Annotated in this window: 13 protein-coding genes; 5 read left to right on the top strand and 8 right to left on the bottom strand. The window is 63.3% G+C overall.

Translation table 11 applies throughout. The annotated features are described in order from the left end of the window. Window positions 1-80: 80 nt before the first annotated feature. A complete protein-coding gene (locus ASC48_RS10835; protein WP_055455873.1) occupies window positions 81-1,055 on the bottom strand; it encodes an NADPH:quinone oxidoreductase family protein in 975 nt (324 codons plus the stop codon). Window positions 1,056-1,250: 195 nt separating this feature from the next. On the opposite strand from ASC48_RS10835, the gene ASC48_RS10830 reads away from it, so the two are divergent. Beyond that, window positions 1,251-1,802, top strand: a complete 552-nt coding sequence (locus ASC48_RS10830) for an RNA methyltransferase (protein WP_055455766.1) — start codon at window positions 1,251-1,253, stop codon at window positions 1,800-1,802. 97 nt (window positions 1,803-1,899) lie between these two features. On the opposite strand, the gene ASC48_RS10825 is transcribed toward ASC48_RS10830, so the two are convergent. Further along, window positions 1,900-2,508, bottom strand: coding sequence for a sigma-70 family RNA polymerase sigma factor (locus ASC48_RS10825; protein WP_055455765.1), 609 nt, complete (start codon window positions 2,506-2,508; stop codon window positions 1,900-1,902). 229 nt (window positions 2,509-2,737) lie between these two features. Between ASC48_RS10825 and ASC48_RS10820 the strand changes: the two genes are divergently transcribed. Together ASC48_RS10820 and rlmN are read left to right on the top strand one after the other, a co-directional pair. Then, the gene (locus ASC48_RS10820; protein WP_208975659.1) at window positions 2,738-3,244 is read left to right on the top strand and encodes an invasion associated locus B family protein; all 507 of its coding nucleotides are present in this window, start codon (window positions 2,738-2,740) and stop codon (window positions 3,242-3,244) included. Window positions 3,245-3,551: 307 nt separating this feature from the next. Continuing rightward, a complete protein-coding gene (gene rlmN, locus ASC48_RS10815; protein ID WP_055455871.1) occupies window positions 3,552-4,790 on the top strand; it encodes a dual-specificity RNA methyltransferase RlmN in 1,239 nt (412 codons plus the stop codon). A 169-nt stretch (window positions 4,791-4,959) separates the two neighbouring features. Here rlmN and ASC48_RS10810 read toward each other — a convergent pair whose 3' ends face one another. Both ASC48_RS10810 and ASC48_RS10805 read right to left on the bottom strand, forming a co-directional pair. Next, window positions 4,960-7,155, bottom strand: a complete 2,196-nt coding sequence (locus tag ASC48_RS10810) for a xanthine dehydrogenase family protein molybdopterin-binding subunit (RefSeq protein WP_055455764.1) — start codon at window positions 7,153-7,155, stop codon at window positions 4,960-4,962. Between the two features lie 4 nt (window positions 7,156-7,159). Continuing rightward, the gene (locus tag ASC48_RS10805; RefSeq protein WP_055455763.1) at window positions 7,160-7,621 is read right to left on the bottom strand and encodes a (2Fe-2S)-binding protein; all 462 of its coding nucleotides are present in this window, start codon (window positions 7,619-7,621) and stop codon (window positions 7,160-7,162) included. A gap of 123 nt (window positions 7,622-7,744) precedes the next feature. Here ASC48_RS10805 and ASC48_RS10800 point away from each other — a divergent pair, with 123 nt between their 5' ends. Beyond that, window positions 7,745-8,371: a TetR/AcrR family transcriptional regulator gene (locus ASC48_RS10800; protein ID WP_055455762.1), complete on the top strand. Its 627-nt coding sequence runs from the start codon at window positions 7,745-7,747 to the stop codon at window positions 8,369-8,371. Between the two features lie 91 nt (window positions 8,372-8,462). On the opposite strand, the gene ASC48_RS10795 is transcribed toward ASC48_RS10800, so the two are convergent. Next, the gene (locus ASC48_RS10795) at window positions 8,463-10,019 is read right to left on the bottom strand and encodes an OpgD/OpgG family glucan biosynthesis protein (RefSeq protein WP_055455761.1); all 1,557 of its coding nucleotides are present in this window, start codon (window positions 10,017-10,019) and stop codon (window positions 8,463-8,465) included. A gap of 285 nt (window positions 10,020-10,304) precedes the next feature. On the opposite strand from ASC48_RS10795, the gene ASC48_RS10790 reads away from it, so the two are divergent. Beyond that, on the top strand, window positions 10,305-11,525 hold the full coding sequence (locus ASC48_RS10790; RefSeq protein ID WP_055455760.1) for an argininosuccinate synthase: 1,221 nt from the start codon (window positions 10,305-10,307) through the stop codon (window positions 11,523-11,525). 758 nt (window positions 11,526-12,283) lie between these two features. Here ASC48_RS10790 and ASC48_RS10785 read toward each other — a convergent pair. The 3 genes from ASC48_RS10785 to ASC48_RS10775 form a co-directional block, all read right to left on the bottom strand. Then, the gene (locus ASC48_RS10785; protein WP_055455759.1) at window positions 12,284-12,697 is read right to left on the bottom strand and encodes a hypothetical protein; all 414 of its coding nucleotides are present in this window, start codon (window positions 12,695-12,697) and stop codon (window positions 12,284-12,286) included. Window positions 12,698-12,802: 105 nt separating this feature from the next. After that, window positions 12,803-13,915, bottom strand: a complete 1,113-nt coding sequence (gene leuB / locus ASC48_RS10780; protein WP_055455758.1) for a 3-isopropylmalate dehydrogenase — start codon at window positions 13,913-13,915, stop codon at window positions 12,803-12,805. Window positions 13,916-14,047: 132 nt separating this feature from the next. After that, window positions 14,048-14,983, bottom strand: a complete 936-nt coding sequence (locus ASC48_RS10775; protein ID WP_055455870.1) for a threonine/serine dehydratase — start codon at window positions 14,981-14,983, stop codon at window positions 14,048-14,050. Between the last annotated feature and the right edge of the window lie 185 nt (window positions 14,984-15,168).

Genomic DNA, 15,168 nt, shown 5'->3' with positions numbered 1-15,168 from the left:
GCCAAGACCGGAGCCCGGGTCTCACGCCCGGGCTCTTTTCGTTTCAAACGGCAGACGGGCGAAGAGCCTTGGCAGCCCTGTCAGGGCGTCAGGATCACTTTGCCCATGACCTTGCGGTCTGCGATCTCCTGGATGGCCTTTGCGGCCTCCTCCAGCGGGTAGACCGCGTGGATCTGCGGCTTCAACCGGCCCTGGCGCACCCAGTCGAGAATCTGGCTCATGTTGGCCCAGTGGCCCTCGGGGTCGCGGATGATCGATTCGCCCCAGAAGACGCCGAGGACATCACAGCCCTTCAGCATCACCAGATTGAGCGGGATCTTCGGGATCTGGCCTGCCGCAAAGCCGATGACCAGATAGCGGCCTTCCCAGCCGGTGGCCCGCAGCGCCTGCTCGGCCAGATCACCGCCCACCGGATCATAAACCACATCGGCCCCGGCGCCATCCGTCAGCTCCTTGATCCGCGCCTTCAGGTTCTCTTTCTCGTAATTGATGGTCAGCACTGCGCCGAGCTGGCGGGCGCGGCTGAGCTTTTCTTCCGAGGAGGCGCAGGCGATGACGCGTGCGCCCATCAGGGAGGCGATCTCCACCGCAGCCTGCCCAACGCCGCCGGAAGCGCCCAGCACCGCCACGGTTTCGCCTTCCTGGAGCTTTGCCCTGTCGCGGAAGGCGTGCAGCGTGGTGCCATAGGTGACGGAAACCCCGGCAGCTTCCTCGAAGGAAATCCCTTCGGGCATGGGGATGAGGTCATCCTCGCTGGCCACCACCAGTTCCCGCGCCGCGCCGAAGCGGATGTAGCCGATGACCTTGTCGCCCGGGCGCAGGCGTTCCACGCCCTCGCCGGTGCGCTCCACGATGCCTGCAAATTCGGCGCTGGGGGAGAAGGGCATTTCCGGCTGCAGCTGGTATTTGCCCTGAATGATCAGCGTGTCGAAGAAGTTCAGCGCGCAGGCTTTGACGCGGACCAGCACTTCACCCGGACCAACTGGCGGCACAGGCAGATCTTCAACGGTCAGCGATGAAGCCGGACCGTAGGTATGACAAAGGATGGCTTTCACGCAGGGCCCCCGCTCCACACATGTTGTGAACCATGGTTAATCTGCGGTCCGCAGTGCTGCACTGCAAGGGAAATCTCGTCACGGAACGCGCTGCGCAGCGGGGACCCATGAACGCAGATGCGCGTTGACGGGTTGAGGCGGGCAGCCCCAGCGTCTATGAGCCTCTGCAGGAATGACGGAAGAGGGAAGTGGAAGATGCGCGGCTATTTCGGTGTGGGGGCTGAGGGCCTGTCCAAGCGGATGAACCTTGGCAACCTGATGCGCTCGGCGCATGCCTTCGGGGCGAGCTTCTTCTTCACCGTGGATGCTGGGCCTGCCATCCGCCGGGCGCCGCGCTCCGACACCTCCAAGAGCCCGGATCATCTGCCGCTGTTCGAATGGGACACCGTGGACACGATGGATCTGCCCGCGGGTTGCCAGCTTGTCGGCATCGAGCTGACGGACGAGGCCATCGATCTGCCGAGCTTCATGCACCCGCTGCGCGCTGCCTATGTACTGGGGCCAGAGCGCGGCTCCCTGTCCTCCGCCATGCTGGCGCGCTGCGACCATGTGGTGAAGATCCCGGCCAAGTTCTGCATCAACGTCGCCACCGCCGGGGCCATCGTGCTCTATGACCGGCACCGGGCGCTGGGCCGCTATGCTGACAGGCCGGTGACAGCCGGCGGGCCGAAGCAGGACAAGATCCCGCACCGCCATGGCGGGCCCATCATGCGGCAGGGGCGGCAGATTCCGGGCTGGGACGACTGACATCAGCTTCCGGTGACTCTGGTTCACCGGAGGCTGATGAAGCCGTGCGGCCCTTGAGCAATTTCCAGGCATGATGCGCCAGCATCATCAGCCGTGTTCAGTCGGTGTCGACCGCCGCATCTGCCTCCAGCACCTGCCGCAGGCGGGCGAAGGCAAGGCGGATGCGGGATTTGACGGTGCCGAGCGGCAGGCCGGTGCTTTCGGCGATCTCGTTGTGGGACAGCCCGAGGAAAAAGGCCTGGCGCACCACCTCCCGCTGAGCCTCGGGAAGCTCATCGAGAGCTGCGCGGATGCGCTCCTCCCGCAATCCTGTGTCGAGAATGACATCTGGATCTTCCGGCGCGGAGGGCTGCAGGGCGGGATCTTCCGCATCCAGATCGCCGTTCTTCAGGCGGCGGAGGGAGTCGATGCGCCGGTTGCGGGCAATGCGGAACAGCCAGGTGCTGGCAGAGGCCTTGCTCTTGTCGAAAAGGGCGGCCTTGCGCCACAGGATGACCATCACCTCCTGCGCCAGTTCCTCGGCGCTGGCGCTGTCGGTGCCCTGCTGCATCAGGTAGCCTTTGATGCGCGGCGCGAAGTGATCGAATAATTCGATGAACGCAGCCTTATCCTGCGTTGCGGCGACCCTCTCGATCAGTTCTGAAAAATACTGCGCCTGACTCACCGCAGACTTCACTCCCAATGCGCCGGGTTTTAACACGATCATAATCCGGTAATCCCGGAACGTATGTCACACTCTCGCCCGATTTATCCAGCCAGCGTGCGCATGACGCGAGCCGATAATAGCGGGAATGGCGGCGAGCGCCACGCGATTGATTGGCTTTCAACCCTTTCGTAACCGGCTTTAAGGTAGCCTTAATCCAAGGTTTATATGCCGGACGACACTTGAGTAAAATCTGAAGCGTTTGACGCGCAAGCAAAACGGTGTGGAGATGATGCAAGCACGAACCCTGGTAACCGCCGGTCTGTTCCTCGCTCTGTCCGGAGCTGCCGCCGTCGCCCAGGCTCCGACGCTGCTGAAGCAGCAGAGGGATTGGGCGGCCTATACCCACGCGAGCGGTGGCGGCAAGGTCTGCTTCGCCCTGACCAAGCCCACGCAGATGCTGCCGACGGACCGTAATCACGGAGATGTGTTCTTCTTCGTGTCGACCCGTCCTTCGGAAGGCGTGAACAACGAGCCGAGCCTGCAGGTCGGCTATCCGCTGCGGGAAGGATCGCAGGTGACTGTCGATATCGACGGCAAGCCCTTCACCATGTTCACCAAGAACGATGGGGCATGGGTGGAGAACGCGGCTGCCGAACAGCAGCTCGTTGCCGCCATGAAGGCGGGCAGCAAGATGAGTGTAAAGGCTGTTTCGGGCCGCGGCACGGAAACATCCTATTCCTTCTCGCTCTCGGGCGTGACGGCGGCCATCGACACCGCCAACCAGGCCTGCCGCTGAGCCTGAAGGCAGCCGGCTGTACCGGCCGCCTGGCACTCCGCGGACCAGCGGCTTGAACACGGCGCAAAGGGGGCAGCCTCCAGGCTGCACCCCTTGCCGCACGGCATTTGCCGCCTCTCATCGCATCGGCAGTTGATTTTCCGGCGCTCCTGTGGTTTTTCAGGCGCCAATGGACGCGGCTCCTGCGGGAGGCTGCGCCTTTTCTGTTTTCAAAGCGCTGAAGCAGCGGACTGGTCCGTTCCGGCGCATGGCCTTTGCGGCCTCTCAACCTTCGGGTTTTGACCCTCGGATCTGGATACTGGACGCCATGGCGATCTCGCTTGACCTTGCGCATCGTTCCGCCGCGCAGACATCTGCAGCTGCACAGCCGGCCGCTCCGGCCCCGGCGCTTGTTGCTGCGGCGGAAAAGCCTACGCTGATCGGTCTCGACAGGGCCGGGCTCGCCGAAGCCATGGCCTCCATCGATATCCCCGAGCGCCAGCGCAAGATGCGCGCCCAGCAGTTGTGGCACTGGCTCTATGTGCGCGGCGTGTCTGACTTCGGCCAGATGAGCAACATCGCCAAGGATCTGCGCTACACGCTGCAGGACCATTTCTCCATTGCGCGGCCGGAAATCGTCTCGGAGCAGATTTCCGTCGACGGCACGCGCAAGTGGCTGTTCCGCTTTCCCCCGCGCGGGGCAGGGCGCCCGGTGGAGATCGAGACCGTCTATATTCCGGAAGAAGGGCGCGGCACGCTCTGCGTTTCCTCGCAGGTGGGCTGCACGCTGACCTGCACCTTCTGCCACACGGGCACCCAGAAGATGGTGCGCAATCTCACTTCGGAAGAGATCCTCTCGCAGATTCTGATCGCGCGCGACCGGCTGGGCGATTTTCCTGACGCCGCTACCCCGCAGGGTGCCATCGTGCCCTCCGAAGGCCGCCTCGTCACCAATGTGGTGATGATGGGCATGGGCGAGCCGCTCTACAATTTCGACAATGTGAAGCAGGCGCTGCTGATCGCGTCCGATGGTGACGGCCTGTCGCTGTCCAAGCGCCGCATCACCCTGTCCACCTCCGGCGTGGTGCCGGAGATTGCCCGCACGGGCGACGAGATCGGCTGCATGCTGGCGATTTCCCTGCATGCGGTGCGCGATGATCTGCGCGACGTGCTGGTGCCGATCAACAAGAAGTGGCCGATCCAGGAGCTTCTGGAGGCCTGCCGCCGCTATCCGGGCCTGTCCAATGCCAAGCGCATCACCTTCGAATATGTGATGCTGAAGGGCGTGAACGACAGCGATGCGGATGCGCGGGAATTGGTGCGCCTGCTCGCGGGCATTCCGGCGAAGATCAACCTCATCCCCTTCAACCCCTGGCCGGGCTCGGACTACGAGTGCTCCGACTGGGAACGGATCGAGGAATTCGCCGACATCGTCAACCGCGCCGGCTATGCCTCGCCCATCCGCACCCCGCGCGGCCGCGACATTTTCGCCGCCTGCGGCCAGCTCAAGTCCGCCTCTGAGCGCATGCGCAAGAAGGACCGGGACGCGCTGGAAGGCGCGGCCTGATACCTCAGAATGGTCCGCACAGGCGTGTTGCCTGCGCGGAGCTTGAGGGCCGGTGTCAGTCCCGTTCGGCCAAGGAAAAAGGACCCGGAGGGGTTCCAACCGGGTCCCTGATACAGCCATATGCCTGTCAGGCGAGTCTGTGACTGACCGCTGCGCCGGCCTTTGAGGGTCAGGCCAGCCCGTGCTTGCTGAAGGGCAGCACCGTCACATAGTCACCCCTTGCTGCTGCAATGGCATTGGCCACTGCCGGTCCGATCGGCGGCGTGCCGGGCTCGCCGATGCCGGTCGGGGCTTCTTCGGACGGAACGATATGCACCTCGATGACAGGCATGTCGGACATGCGCAGGGGCAGGTAGGTGTCGAAGTTCGACTGGTCCACCTCGCCGTCCGTGAGCGTGATCTCGTTGCGCAGCACGGCGCCAAGCCCATAGCCAATGGCACCTTCGACCTGAGCCCGGATATTGTCCGGATTGACCGGGATGCCGCAGTCCACGGCGCAGACGACCTTTTCCACCTTCACCGTGCCGTCTTCGCGGAAGGAGATTTCCGCAACTTCGGCCACATAACTGCTGAAGGAGGTGTGAACCGCAACGCCGCGGTAACGGCCCTCGGGAAGCGGGGTGTCCCAGCCTGCCTTTTCTGCGGCCAGCCGCAGAACGCCCAGCTTGCGCGGATCATTCTTGATCAGGCTTTCGCGGAAGGCGACCGGATCGGCGCCGGTTTCCCGGGCGATGCGGTCGATCATGGTCTCCATCACATAGGCCGTGTGGGTGTGCCCGACCGACCGCCACCACAGCACCGGCACCGGCGTTGCGGTCATGTGCGCTTCCAGCTGGAAGCCGGGGATGTCGTAGGTCGTGCCATGCACGCCTTCCACCATGGTGTCATCGATGCCGTTCTTGATCATGAAGGCTTCGAACCCCGTGCCCTTCATGATGGACTTGCCCGCGATGCGATGCAGCCAGCCGGTGATCCGGCCTGCCTCGTCCAGTCCCACCTTCACCTTGTGGGCCGTCATCGGGCGGTAATAGCCGCCGCGAATGTCGTCCTCACGGGTCCAGACAATCTTCAGCGGCTGGGGGGCATGGCCTGCCTCATGCCGTGCCTTGGCAATCAGAGCCGCTTCGGCGAAATAGTGGCTGTCCGGCTGGGCGCGCCGGCCGAAGGAGCCGCCGGCCCAGAGCGTGTTGATTGTCACCTTGTCCGGTGTCAGTCCAAGGATGGCGGCGCTGACGGCCTGATCCGTCGTCTGGAATTGCGAGCCGGTCCAGAAGGTGGCGCTGCTGCCGTCGTAAAGCACGGTGATGTCCAGCGGCTCCATCGGTGCATGCGCGAGGAAGGGGAACATGTAATCCGCTTCGATGATCCGCGCTGCCCCGGCCAGCAGGGGCTCTGCATCGGCGTTGCCTTCTGCGGCTGCGCCCGGTGTGCCGGTCAGTTCTCTCAGCTCGGCTTCCATGTCCGCAGTCGAGCGCATTTCGGCGCCACTGTCGTCCCAGGTGACGGAGAGGGCATCACGCCCCTGCATGGCCTGCCAGGTGCCGCTTGCCAGAACCGCAACACCGCTGGGCACGGTGATCACATCCACCACGCCGGCAATGGCGCGGGCGGCACTGTCATCGACGCTGGCCACCGTGCTGCCGAAGCGCGGAGGGCGGGCGAGGACGGCGGTCAGCATGTTGTCGAAACGCTGGTCCATGCCATAGATGCCAGCTGCGCCGTTGGATTTGCGCGCAGTGTCGACCCGCTTGAACGACTTGCCGATATAGACCCATTCCTGCGGAGTTTTCAGCCGCGGTTCGGCCGGAACGGCCTCGGCCGCCGCAAGCCCGGCCATCTCGCCGAAGCTCGCTGATTTGCCGGAAGGATGAGAGATCCGGCCGGCGCTGACGGTGACTTCAGCTGCGGGGACCGACCAGGCCCTGGCGGCTGCCTGAACCAGCATGCTGCGCGCGGCCGCTCCGGCCGTGCGGTATTGCATGAAGGAATTGGCAATGGCTGTGGAGCCGCCCGTGCCCTGGATGCCGAGGAGCAGGTTCTTGTAGAGCGCGGCGTCGGCCGGGGCGAAATCGGCCCGGACCTGGGCCCATTCTGCGTCCATTTCGTCTGCAACCAGTGTTGCAAGACCCGTGGCCACACCTTGTCCCTTGTCGAGATGCTTGGACAGGACAACGACGGTGTTGTCCGGCAGCACATGCACGAAAGGCAGGAACATGCCTTCAGACGTTGCGGCAGCCGCTGTTCTTCCGCTGCCCGGCAGGTTGAGGCCGATCAGCAGCCCGCCGGCAGCGCCTGCGGAAAGCTTGAGGAAACCGCGGCGGCTGGGCGCTGCAGCGGTGAGGGGAGAGAAAATCCTGTGCTGCATTCTGTCAGCCCTCCAGCTTGTCTGAAGCCGCGTGAATGGCTGTCTTGATCCGGGCATAGGTGGCGCAGCGGCAGACGTTGCCATCCATGGCCGCCTCGATATCGGCGTCGGTGGGTTTCGGTGTTTCCATCAGCAGGGCCGCTGCGGCCATGATCTGCCCGGATTGGCAATAGCCGCACTGCGGCACGTCAAGTTCCGTCCAGGCCGCCTGAAGGGCCTTGGCGGCCGGGCTTTCAAGCCCTTCGATCGTGGTGATGCTGGTTCCCTCCAGATCGCCCAGATAGGTCTGGCAGGAGCGGACCGGGGTGCCGTCCAGATGCACCGTGCAGGCGCCGCACTGGGCAATGCCGCAACCGAACTTGGTGCCCGTGAGGCCGAGGGTGTCGCGAAGGACCCAGAGCAGGGGCGTGTCCGGGCCGGCGTCGATCACCTGTTCCTTGCCGTTGAGTGTCAGGGTAACTGGCATGAAGGGCTCCCGTGGCTAGCTTGTGTTGGCTAAGGGTAAACTACACGGTATAGTTTACATCGTGGGCGGCGTTATGTAAAGTCCCGAGTTTACAAGGGGGCCAGTTTCTGGAAAGAAAGGGCCATGACCGAGGACAGAGGGCTTTCGCTCAGCGAGCAGAAGCGCAAACAGATCATTGAAGCCGCCGTGGCCGAGTTTCAGGAGCGCGGATTTGCAGGGGCCAGCATGGACCGCATCTCCGGCCGAGCAGGTGTTTCCAAACGCACGGTCTACAATCACTTCGAAAGCAAGGAAGCGCTGTTCCGTGCCATCACGGATTGCCTCGCTTCCTGGATGACCGCAGCCCTCAATGTGACGTTCCGTCCGGACCTGCCGGTTGCCGGGCAGCTTGAAGCCCTTGGCTGGGCCGAGGGCGAGCTTCTGGTCAATCCCTGCTTCCTGCGGATGGCGCGCATGATCTTTGGCGAGGCGTTCCGTGATCCAGTCCTGTCTGCTGAAGTTGCCGCGCGCATGGACAAGTTCCGTGTTTTCGAACGCTTCATGCAGGATGCTTTCGCAGCCGGTGCCCTGCAAAGGGGAAAGCCGGAAGTGGCCGCCGCCCAGTTCCTGGGGCTGCTGAAGTCGCGCGGTTTCTATCCCTATTTCTTCTCGGGCAGCGCGGTCGGCCGGGAGGAGATGGGCGCGATCATCTCCGAGACCGTGGATATGATGCTGCGGGCTTATGGCCCCGGCTCCGGAACTGGCGCCTGATGGCTGCCTGACAGATGGCTTGGTCCTGCAAGAGCGGAAAAGGCCCGGACGGGGATGCCGTCCGGGCCCTTTCTGTTTGCGTTACAAGCCCTTACTGCGGGCGGGCGACCAGTTCGTGACTGATCTGGCCGAGCCAGGTTTCGGTCACCACGTCATCGCCGTGCCTGAGGAAGGCGCGGGCTTCGATCGGGTCATGATCTTCCACCTTGGCGTCGAAGATCAGGCGCCAGCGGTTCGTGCCGACGACCGGCAGGACGTAGGGGTTGATCGGCTCGCCGCGCGACAGTTCCACCACCGCCGTCACACCATCCTGCTGGCCGAGACCCTTGAGGGCCGGGCCCTCGAAGTCGATGGACAGCTTGATCTGGTCTGCCGGGCGCGGCTGGCCGGGAACACCGCCCTGACCGGCACGGGTGGCTACGGTGCGTGCGCCGGAGCCGGGCAGAGGATGGGCGTCCTTCCAGTGCATCCGGTAGGAAAAGCTGCGCTCCTCACCGGCGGCCGGCAGGTTGCTGGGGATGAAATAGGCGACGATGTTGTCGTAGATCTCGTCATCGGTCGGGATCTCGATCAGCTGCACCGCGCCTTCGCCAAACGGCGTCAGCGGCTCCAGCCAGACGGACGGGCGCTTTTCATAAAACACGCCGTCATCTTCATAGTTGGTGTAGGCGCGGTCACGCTGAGCCAGGCCGAAGCCCTTCAGGTTGGTGGCCTGGAAGGTGGAGGTGCGCACGCTCTTCGGGTTGTTCAGCGGACGCCAGATCTGCTCGCCGTTTTCCATGACGATGGCAAGGCCGTCCGTGTCATGCACTTCCGGGCGCCAGTCGAGGCCCGTGGAGCGGTTCGTCTCGGAATACCAGTACATGCTGGTCAGCGGCGCGATGCCAAGGCGCTCCACCGGCTTGCGGAAGAACAGGCGGCTTTCCACGTCGATGGTCTGGCCTGCGCCATCCTTGTTGCGCATGGTCATCTTGTAGGCCCCGGCAACGCTGGGGCTGTCCATCAGCGCGTAGAGCACCATGGTTTCTTCCGGAGCTTCGCCCGGCGCCAGCCAGAAGGACGTGAAGCGCGGGAATTCCTCCGGTTCGGACATGCCCGAGTTGATGGCAAGGCCGCGGGCCGACTGGCCATACTGATGCGACTGGCCGTCGGTGCGGAAATAGGACGCGCCGAGGAAGGAGACCCAGTCCGTCTTCAGGTCTGGACGCATGATGCGGAAACCGGCGAAGCCGATATCGGCAGGCAGCTTGCGCGCCGGGCTGTCCTTGGGGCTGTCGAAATAGGCCGGATCGTAGAGGATTTCCCGGCTGACTCCGCTTTCGACCTGATAGATCTTGACCGGGTTCTTGAAATAGCGGCCGAGATGGAAAAACTGGACCGGTGCATCCGGGCTGATGGACACCGTTTCCTTCGGATCGAACCGGATCTTCCAGTGAGCATCGAAGTCAATCTTTTCGAGCGTGTCGGCAGAGCGGGTCTTGGGCTCTGCATAGGGTTTGGCCGCCAGAGCCTTGGCCTGGCCAATCACGGTATCGAAGCTGAAGGGCGATGCAGGACCGCGCCGGGCGGACAGGTCGCCGGCAAGCGCTGATCCGGCGGAGGCCGCAGTCAGTCCGAGAAGAAGCAGACAGGAAGCGAAGAAACGCATGAGACATCCCTGATGGAAAAACCGCCAGCTGGGAACAGGCCCGGCAAATCTGCCCATTTCAGGGCGGCGGCGGAAAATACATCTGCGGCGATATACCTGCAAGCGGCGTATTTGCTTGGCTCGCGGCCCTTTGGGGCTTGAGGCGCTTGGCGCAGAAAAAGGCTTTGCAGTCTGCTTTGCCGCAACTAGAGTGCGCGCGGTTTTCCAAGGCATCCGGCGGCGCAGCCGGAATGTCTTAACACGCCAAATGTGACGTCAAAAAGAACAGCGAACGGACATATCTCCATGGCCCATGGCGACATCAAGAAGGTCGTGCTTGCCTATTCCGGCGGCCTCGACACCTCCATCATCCTGAAGTGGCTCCAGACCGAACTGGGCGCCGAAGTGGTGACCTTCACCGCTGACCTCGGCCAGGGCGAGGAGCTGGAGCCGGCCCGCAAGAAGGCTGAGATGCTGGGCATCAAGGAAATCTTCATCGAGGACGTGCGCGAAGAATTCGTCCGCGATTTCGTCTTCCCGATGTTCCGCGCCAATGCCGTCTACGAAGGCGTCTATCTGCTGGGCACCTCCATCGCCCGTCCGCTGATCTCCAAGCACCTGATCGAAATCGCCCGCAAGACCGGCGCGGATGCCATCGCCCATGGCGCCACCGGCAAGGGCAATGATCAGGTCCGCTTCGAACTGTCCGCCTATGCGCTGAATCCGGATATCAAGATCATCGCCCCCTGGCGCGACTGGACCTTCAAGAGCCGCACCGACCTGCTGGACTTTGCCGAGAAGCACCAGATTCCGGTCGCCAAGGACAAGAAGGGCGAGGCCCCGTTCTCCGTGGACGCCAACCTGCTGCACTCCTCCTCCGAGGGCAAGGTGCTGGAAGACCCGGCGGTCGAGGCTCCCGAATATGTGCATATGCGCACCATTTCCCCGGAATCGGCGCCCGACACCCCGACGATCATCAAGATCGGCTTCGAGCGCGGTGACGCGGTTTCCATCAACGGCGAGCGCCTGTCCCCGGCAACCCTGCTGGCCAAGCTCAACGACTATGGCCGCGACAACGGCATCGGCCGCCTGGACCTCGTCGAGAACCGCTTCGTCGGCATGAAGAGCCGCGGCGTCTACGAAACGCCGGGCGGCACCATCCTGCTCACCGCACACCGCGCGATGGAATCCATCACGCTGGACCGCGGCGCCGCGCACCTGAAGGACGAGATCATGCCGCGCTATGCGGAGCTGATCTATTACGGCTTCTGGTTCTCGCCCGAGCGCGAAATGCTGCAGGCCCTGATCGACAAGAGCCAGGAGCATGTGGAAGGCGAAGTGACTCTGAAGCTCTACAAGGGCAACGTCATGGTCATCGGCCGCGAGAGCCCGAAGTCGCTCTATTCCGACAAGCTGGTCACCTTCGAGGACGACCAGGGCGCCTACGATCAGAAGGACGCCGCCGGCTTCATCAAGCTCAACGCCCTGCGCCTGCGCACCCTCGCCAAGCGTAACCAGAGCCGCTGAGCATTTCTCAGGGCGGCAAGTTCAGACCGGGGCGCCGCGCAATCGGCGCCCCGATTGTTTTTGCGCCCCGATTGTTTTTGGTGCAGGCAGGCGGAGCCAAAACCCAGCAGCCGGCAGCCAGCACCAGAATGCGCCGTTATCACTGGACCCGCCGTCATCACTGGCCATGCCGCTGGTGGAGCCCTTGCACAAGCTGGCTGGCCGCCTGCCCATAGCACATGCGTTCACGGCGAATTTCCAAAATGCCCGGCCGCCCGCCTTTCCGGCCCAAGGCGCTGGGAGGAAAGGCGGAGCAGAAGGCGAGCGCCAAGGCACCCGGGGCAGGATGCCTGCGCTGTTGCCTGCTGTGTCTGCGGGCAGGTGCGGCATGGTCTGCGGCACCCACGCAGGCGGGGATACTGCCAGCATGCCTGACTATGCCCGGTTGTGTGCCGGGCGCAAACCATGTGCGGATAGGGAGCCTCCCTCCAGGCTGGCGTTGAATGGTCCGGTTGGCGTTCCGGCCCGTCATCTGGATTTTGTTCTTTCTATGTTCCTATCGATTCCAGAGGGGTTTGATCCAGTCAAGAGGCGGTTTGACTGTATTTTCACTTTTTGTTCTGATCTGCGCCAGCCTTAATACCAAGGCTTTCGATGCTGACGCATCACGCCTTGAAAAGGCTCAAGCGCCGCACGGTCTTAACCAATGCTCGATGAGTCAAGCTCATCGAGCATTGGAATAACATCCCTCAATGAGTGAGCCTCATTAAGGGGTGGCTTTACTGCGAGCGGCGGTAGACGGAGATATTGCGGCTGGTGACGGCGCCGGGCAGCAGGACAGTCTGGGTGACGGTCAGCGTGCGGCCATCTTCCGAAAGTTCGCGCTCCGCCTTCATCAGCGTGACGCCGTCGCGCTGGGCTTCGGAGACGAGATTGCGCTCGGTCGCAAAGCCGAGGCGCATGGAATCGGCCAGCCCGCTCTTGCCAAGTCGGATCGGCGGGCCGTCCGGCATGGCGGTGAAGCTGTCGTTGGTGACTTCGCCATTGGCCGATACGGTGTTCATCGTGAAGGTCAGCACGCCGAAATCGTCTTCGATGCGCAAGGTGGCCGAGCGCGGCGGATCGCCCTGCTCGAAGTCGCTTTCCTCCACATCGAGGATCCAGGTGCCGAGAAACGGTTTTTCCTTGGCCATGTTGCCGTGCCTTTCGACTGGAGTGTGCCTCTGGTTGGGGCGCAATGCATAAGGCCGCCGCCTGCGCATGGCAAGCGGCGGCCTCGTGATCGGTTAGTATTCAGATCAGGCGCTGAGGGCGTTCAGCTCAGCCACGATGGCATCGCCCATGGCGGAGGTGCCGATGACGGTGGTGCCTTCCGAGGCGATGTCGCGGGTGCGCAGGCCCTTGTCCAGCGCGTTGGCGATGGCCTTGTCCAGCATGTCCGCTTCCGCCACCTTCTCGAAGGAGTAGCGCAGGGCCATGGCGAAGGAGGCGATCATGGCGATCGGGTTGGCAGCGCCCGTGCCGGCAATGTCCGGAGCCGAGCCATGCACCGGCTCATACAGCGCCTTGCGCTTGCCGGTGGCGGCATCGGGAGCGCCGAGCGAGGCGGACGGCAGCATGCCGAGCGAGCCGGTCAGCATGGCGGCGACGTCGGACAGCATGTCGCCGAACAGGTTGTCGGTGACGATGACGTCGAACTGCTTCGGCCAGCGGACGAGCTGCATGCCGCCGGCGTCTGCCAGCATGTGCTCCAGCTGAACGTCCTCATAGCCGTTCTTGTGGGTGGCGGTGACCACTTCGTTCCAGAGCACGCCCGACTTCATGACGTTGCGTTTTTCCATCGAAGTGACCTTGCCCTTCCGGGTGCGGGCCAGCTCGAAGGCCGCCTTGGCGATGCGCTCGATCTCGTAGGTGTCATAGACCTGCGTGTCAATGGCGCGCTTCTGGCCGTTGCCGAGGTCGGTGATGGTCTTCGGCTCGCCGAAATAGACGCCGCCCGTCAGCTCGCGCAGGATCAGGATATCGAGACCCTCGATCACTTCCCGCTTCAGCGAGGAAGCGCCGGCCAGCGCCGGATAGCAGATGGCCGGGCGCAGGTTGGCGAAAAGCTGCATGTCCTTGCGCAGGCGCAGCAGGCCCGCTTCCGGGCGCACCTCGTAAGGCACCTTGTCCCACTTCGGGCCGCCGACGGCGCCGAAGATCACGGCATCGGCGGCCATGGCCTTGGCCATGTCGCCTTCGGAAATGGACTGGCCATGCGCATCATAGGCGCAGCCGCCGACGAGACCTTCCTCGGTCTCGAACGTGTCCGTGCCGCGTGCGTTGAACCAGGCGATGATCTTCTTCACCTCGGGCATGATTTCCGGGCCGATGCCGTCGCCGGGCAGAAGAAGAAGCTTGTGAGTTGCCATGGGTGTCCATCCCGTTTTTGAAATTGCTCTGGCCCTTGGGTTAGCGGCTTGAGGCTGCCTTTTCAAGGCGAAGGCGCGCGGCAAGAGTTCAAGCAAGGCTGGGCATTTGATCAAGTGAGGGAGGCGCGTACATCAGTGGGCGGTCAGTCCCGCAGGATCCATGTTGCCGCCGCACAGAAGGATGCCGGTGCGCTCACCGCGCTGGGGCACATAGGCACCGCACAGCAGCGCTGCGAAAGCTGCCGCACCGCCAGGTTCTGCCACCAGCTGCAGCCCCTGCCAGAGCCGCTGCTGTGCGGCCATCACCTCTTCGTCGCTGACGGTGACGATCCGCTCGACGCAGCGTACGGAAATGGCATAGGTGAGGTCGGACGTCCGCCGCGCACCGAGGCTGTCGACGGCTATGCCGGAGACCGGCACATCAACCGGCTGTCCGGCTTCCAGTGCGCATTTCATGGTCTGGCAGCCTTCGGTCTCAACGCCGATGATGCGGGTTTTTCCGGCAAACCACGTGGCTATGCCGGAAATCAGGCCGCCACCGCCCACGGCGATGAGCAATGTATCCAGTCCCCGGGTCTGGCTTTCCCACTCCAGCGCCAGGGTCCCCTGTCCGACGATTGTTTCGGCTGCGGCATAGGCATGAATGTCCATTGCGCCGGTCTGGGCCTGATAGGCGCTGCAAGCGTCACGCGCTTCGGCATAGGTTTCCCCGCCAATTTCAAGCTCGGCTCCGTAGCTGCGGATCTTGGCTGTCTTGAACGGGGTTGCCAGTTCAGGCACAAAAATCCTGGCCTGGATGCCAAGACTGCGGGCGGCATAGGCGACGGCCACCCCATGATTGCCGCCCGAGGCGGCGGCGACGCCAGCGGCCGGAATATCCTTGCTCAACAGCATGTTGAAGGCTCCGCGCGCCTTGAAGGAGCCGCTGTGCTGCAGGGATTCCAGCTTCAGGGAAACTCCCGACGGAAGATTGAGATCTCCGGATCTGAGCTGCAGAGCTGGCGTGACGCGGATATGGGGCGTAATTCGGTCATAGGCAGCCTCGATGGCTGCAGCAGTCACGAGCATGAGGGGCCCCGATATTCTATTATCTCTCGCCACCATAAAAAACTCTTTGGCTGCCTGCCAGAAGAGAATGAAAGCATGATCCCTAAGGATGATGCAGGAAGCTTTTCCGAAGCTTTCTGAGAGGGTGGCATGAACGGTCAGCACATGAAACCCTGCTTCGCACATTGCCTGCCCCGGTTCCGGTG

Origin of the sequence: Pannonibacter indicus, from assembly GCF_001418225.1 — a bacterium.
Lineage (GTDB): Bacteria > Pseudomonadota > Alphaproteobacteria > Rhizobiales > Stappiaceae > Pannonibacter > Pannonibacter indicus.
Note: the sequence above shows the minus strand (reverse complement) of the source record. Positions and strands in the feature narration are given on the sequence as shown.

Coding starts and splice junctions, on each gene's coding strand:
- leuB (WP_055455758.1), bottom strand. CDS start 13,915: ATGGCAACTCACAAGCTTCTTCTTCTGCCCGGCGACGGCATCGGCCCG.
- ASC48_RS10790 (WP_055455760.1), top strand. CDS start 10,305: ATGGCCCATGGCGACATCAAGAAGGTCGTGCTTGCCTATTCCGGCGGC.
- rlmN (WP_055455871.1), top strand. CDS start 3,552: ATGGCGATCTCGCTTGACCTTGCGCATCGTTCCGCCGCGCAGACATCT.
- ASC48_RS10825 (WP_055455765.1), bottom strand. CDS start 2,508: ATGATCGTGTTAAAACCCGGCGCATTGGGAGTGAAGTCTGCGGTGAGT.
- ASC48_RS10785 (WP_055455759.1), bottom strand. CDS start 12,697: ATGGCCAAGGAAAAACCGTTTCTCGGCACCTGGATCCTCGATGTGGAG.
- ASC48_RS10830 (WP_055455766.1), top strand. CDS start 1,251: ATGCGCGGCTATTTCGGTGTGGGGGCTGAGGGCCTGTCCAAGCGGATG.
- ASC48_RS10800 (WP_055455762.1), top strand. CDS start 7,745: ATGACCGAGGACAGAGGGCTTTCGCTCAGCGAGCAGAAGCGCAAACAG.
- ASC48_RS10805 (WP_055455763.1), bottom strand. CDS start 7,621: ATGCCAGTTACCCTGACACTCAACGGCAAGGAACAGGTGATCGACGCC.
- ASC48_RS10775 (WP_055455870.1), bottom strand. CDS start 14,983: ATGCTCGTGACTGCTGCAGCCATCGAGGCTGCCTATGACCGAATTACG.
- ASC48_RS10795 (WP_055455761.1), bottom strand. CDS start 10,019: ATGCGTTTCTTCGCTTCCTGTCTGCTTCTTCTCGGACTGACTGCGGCC.
- ASC48_RS10820 (WP_208975659.1), top strand. CDS start 2,738: ATGCAAGCACGAACCCTGGTAACCGCCGGTCTGTTCCTCGCTCTGTCC.
- ASC48_RS10810 (WP_055455764.1), bottom strand. CDS start 7,155: ATGCAGCACAGGATTTTCTCTCCCCTCACCGCTGCAGCGCCCAGCCGC.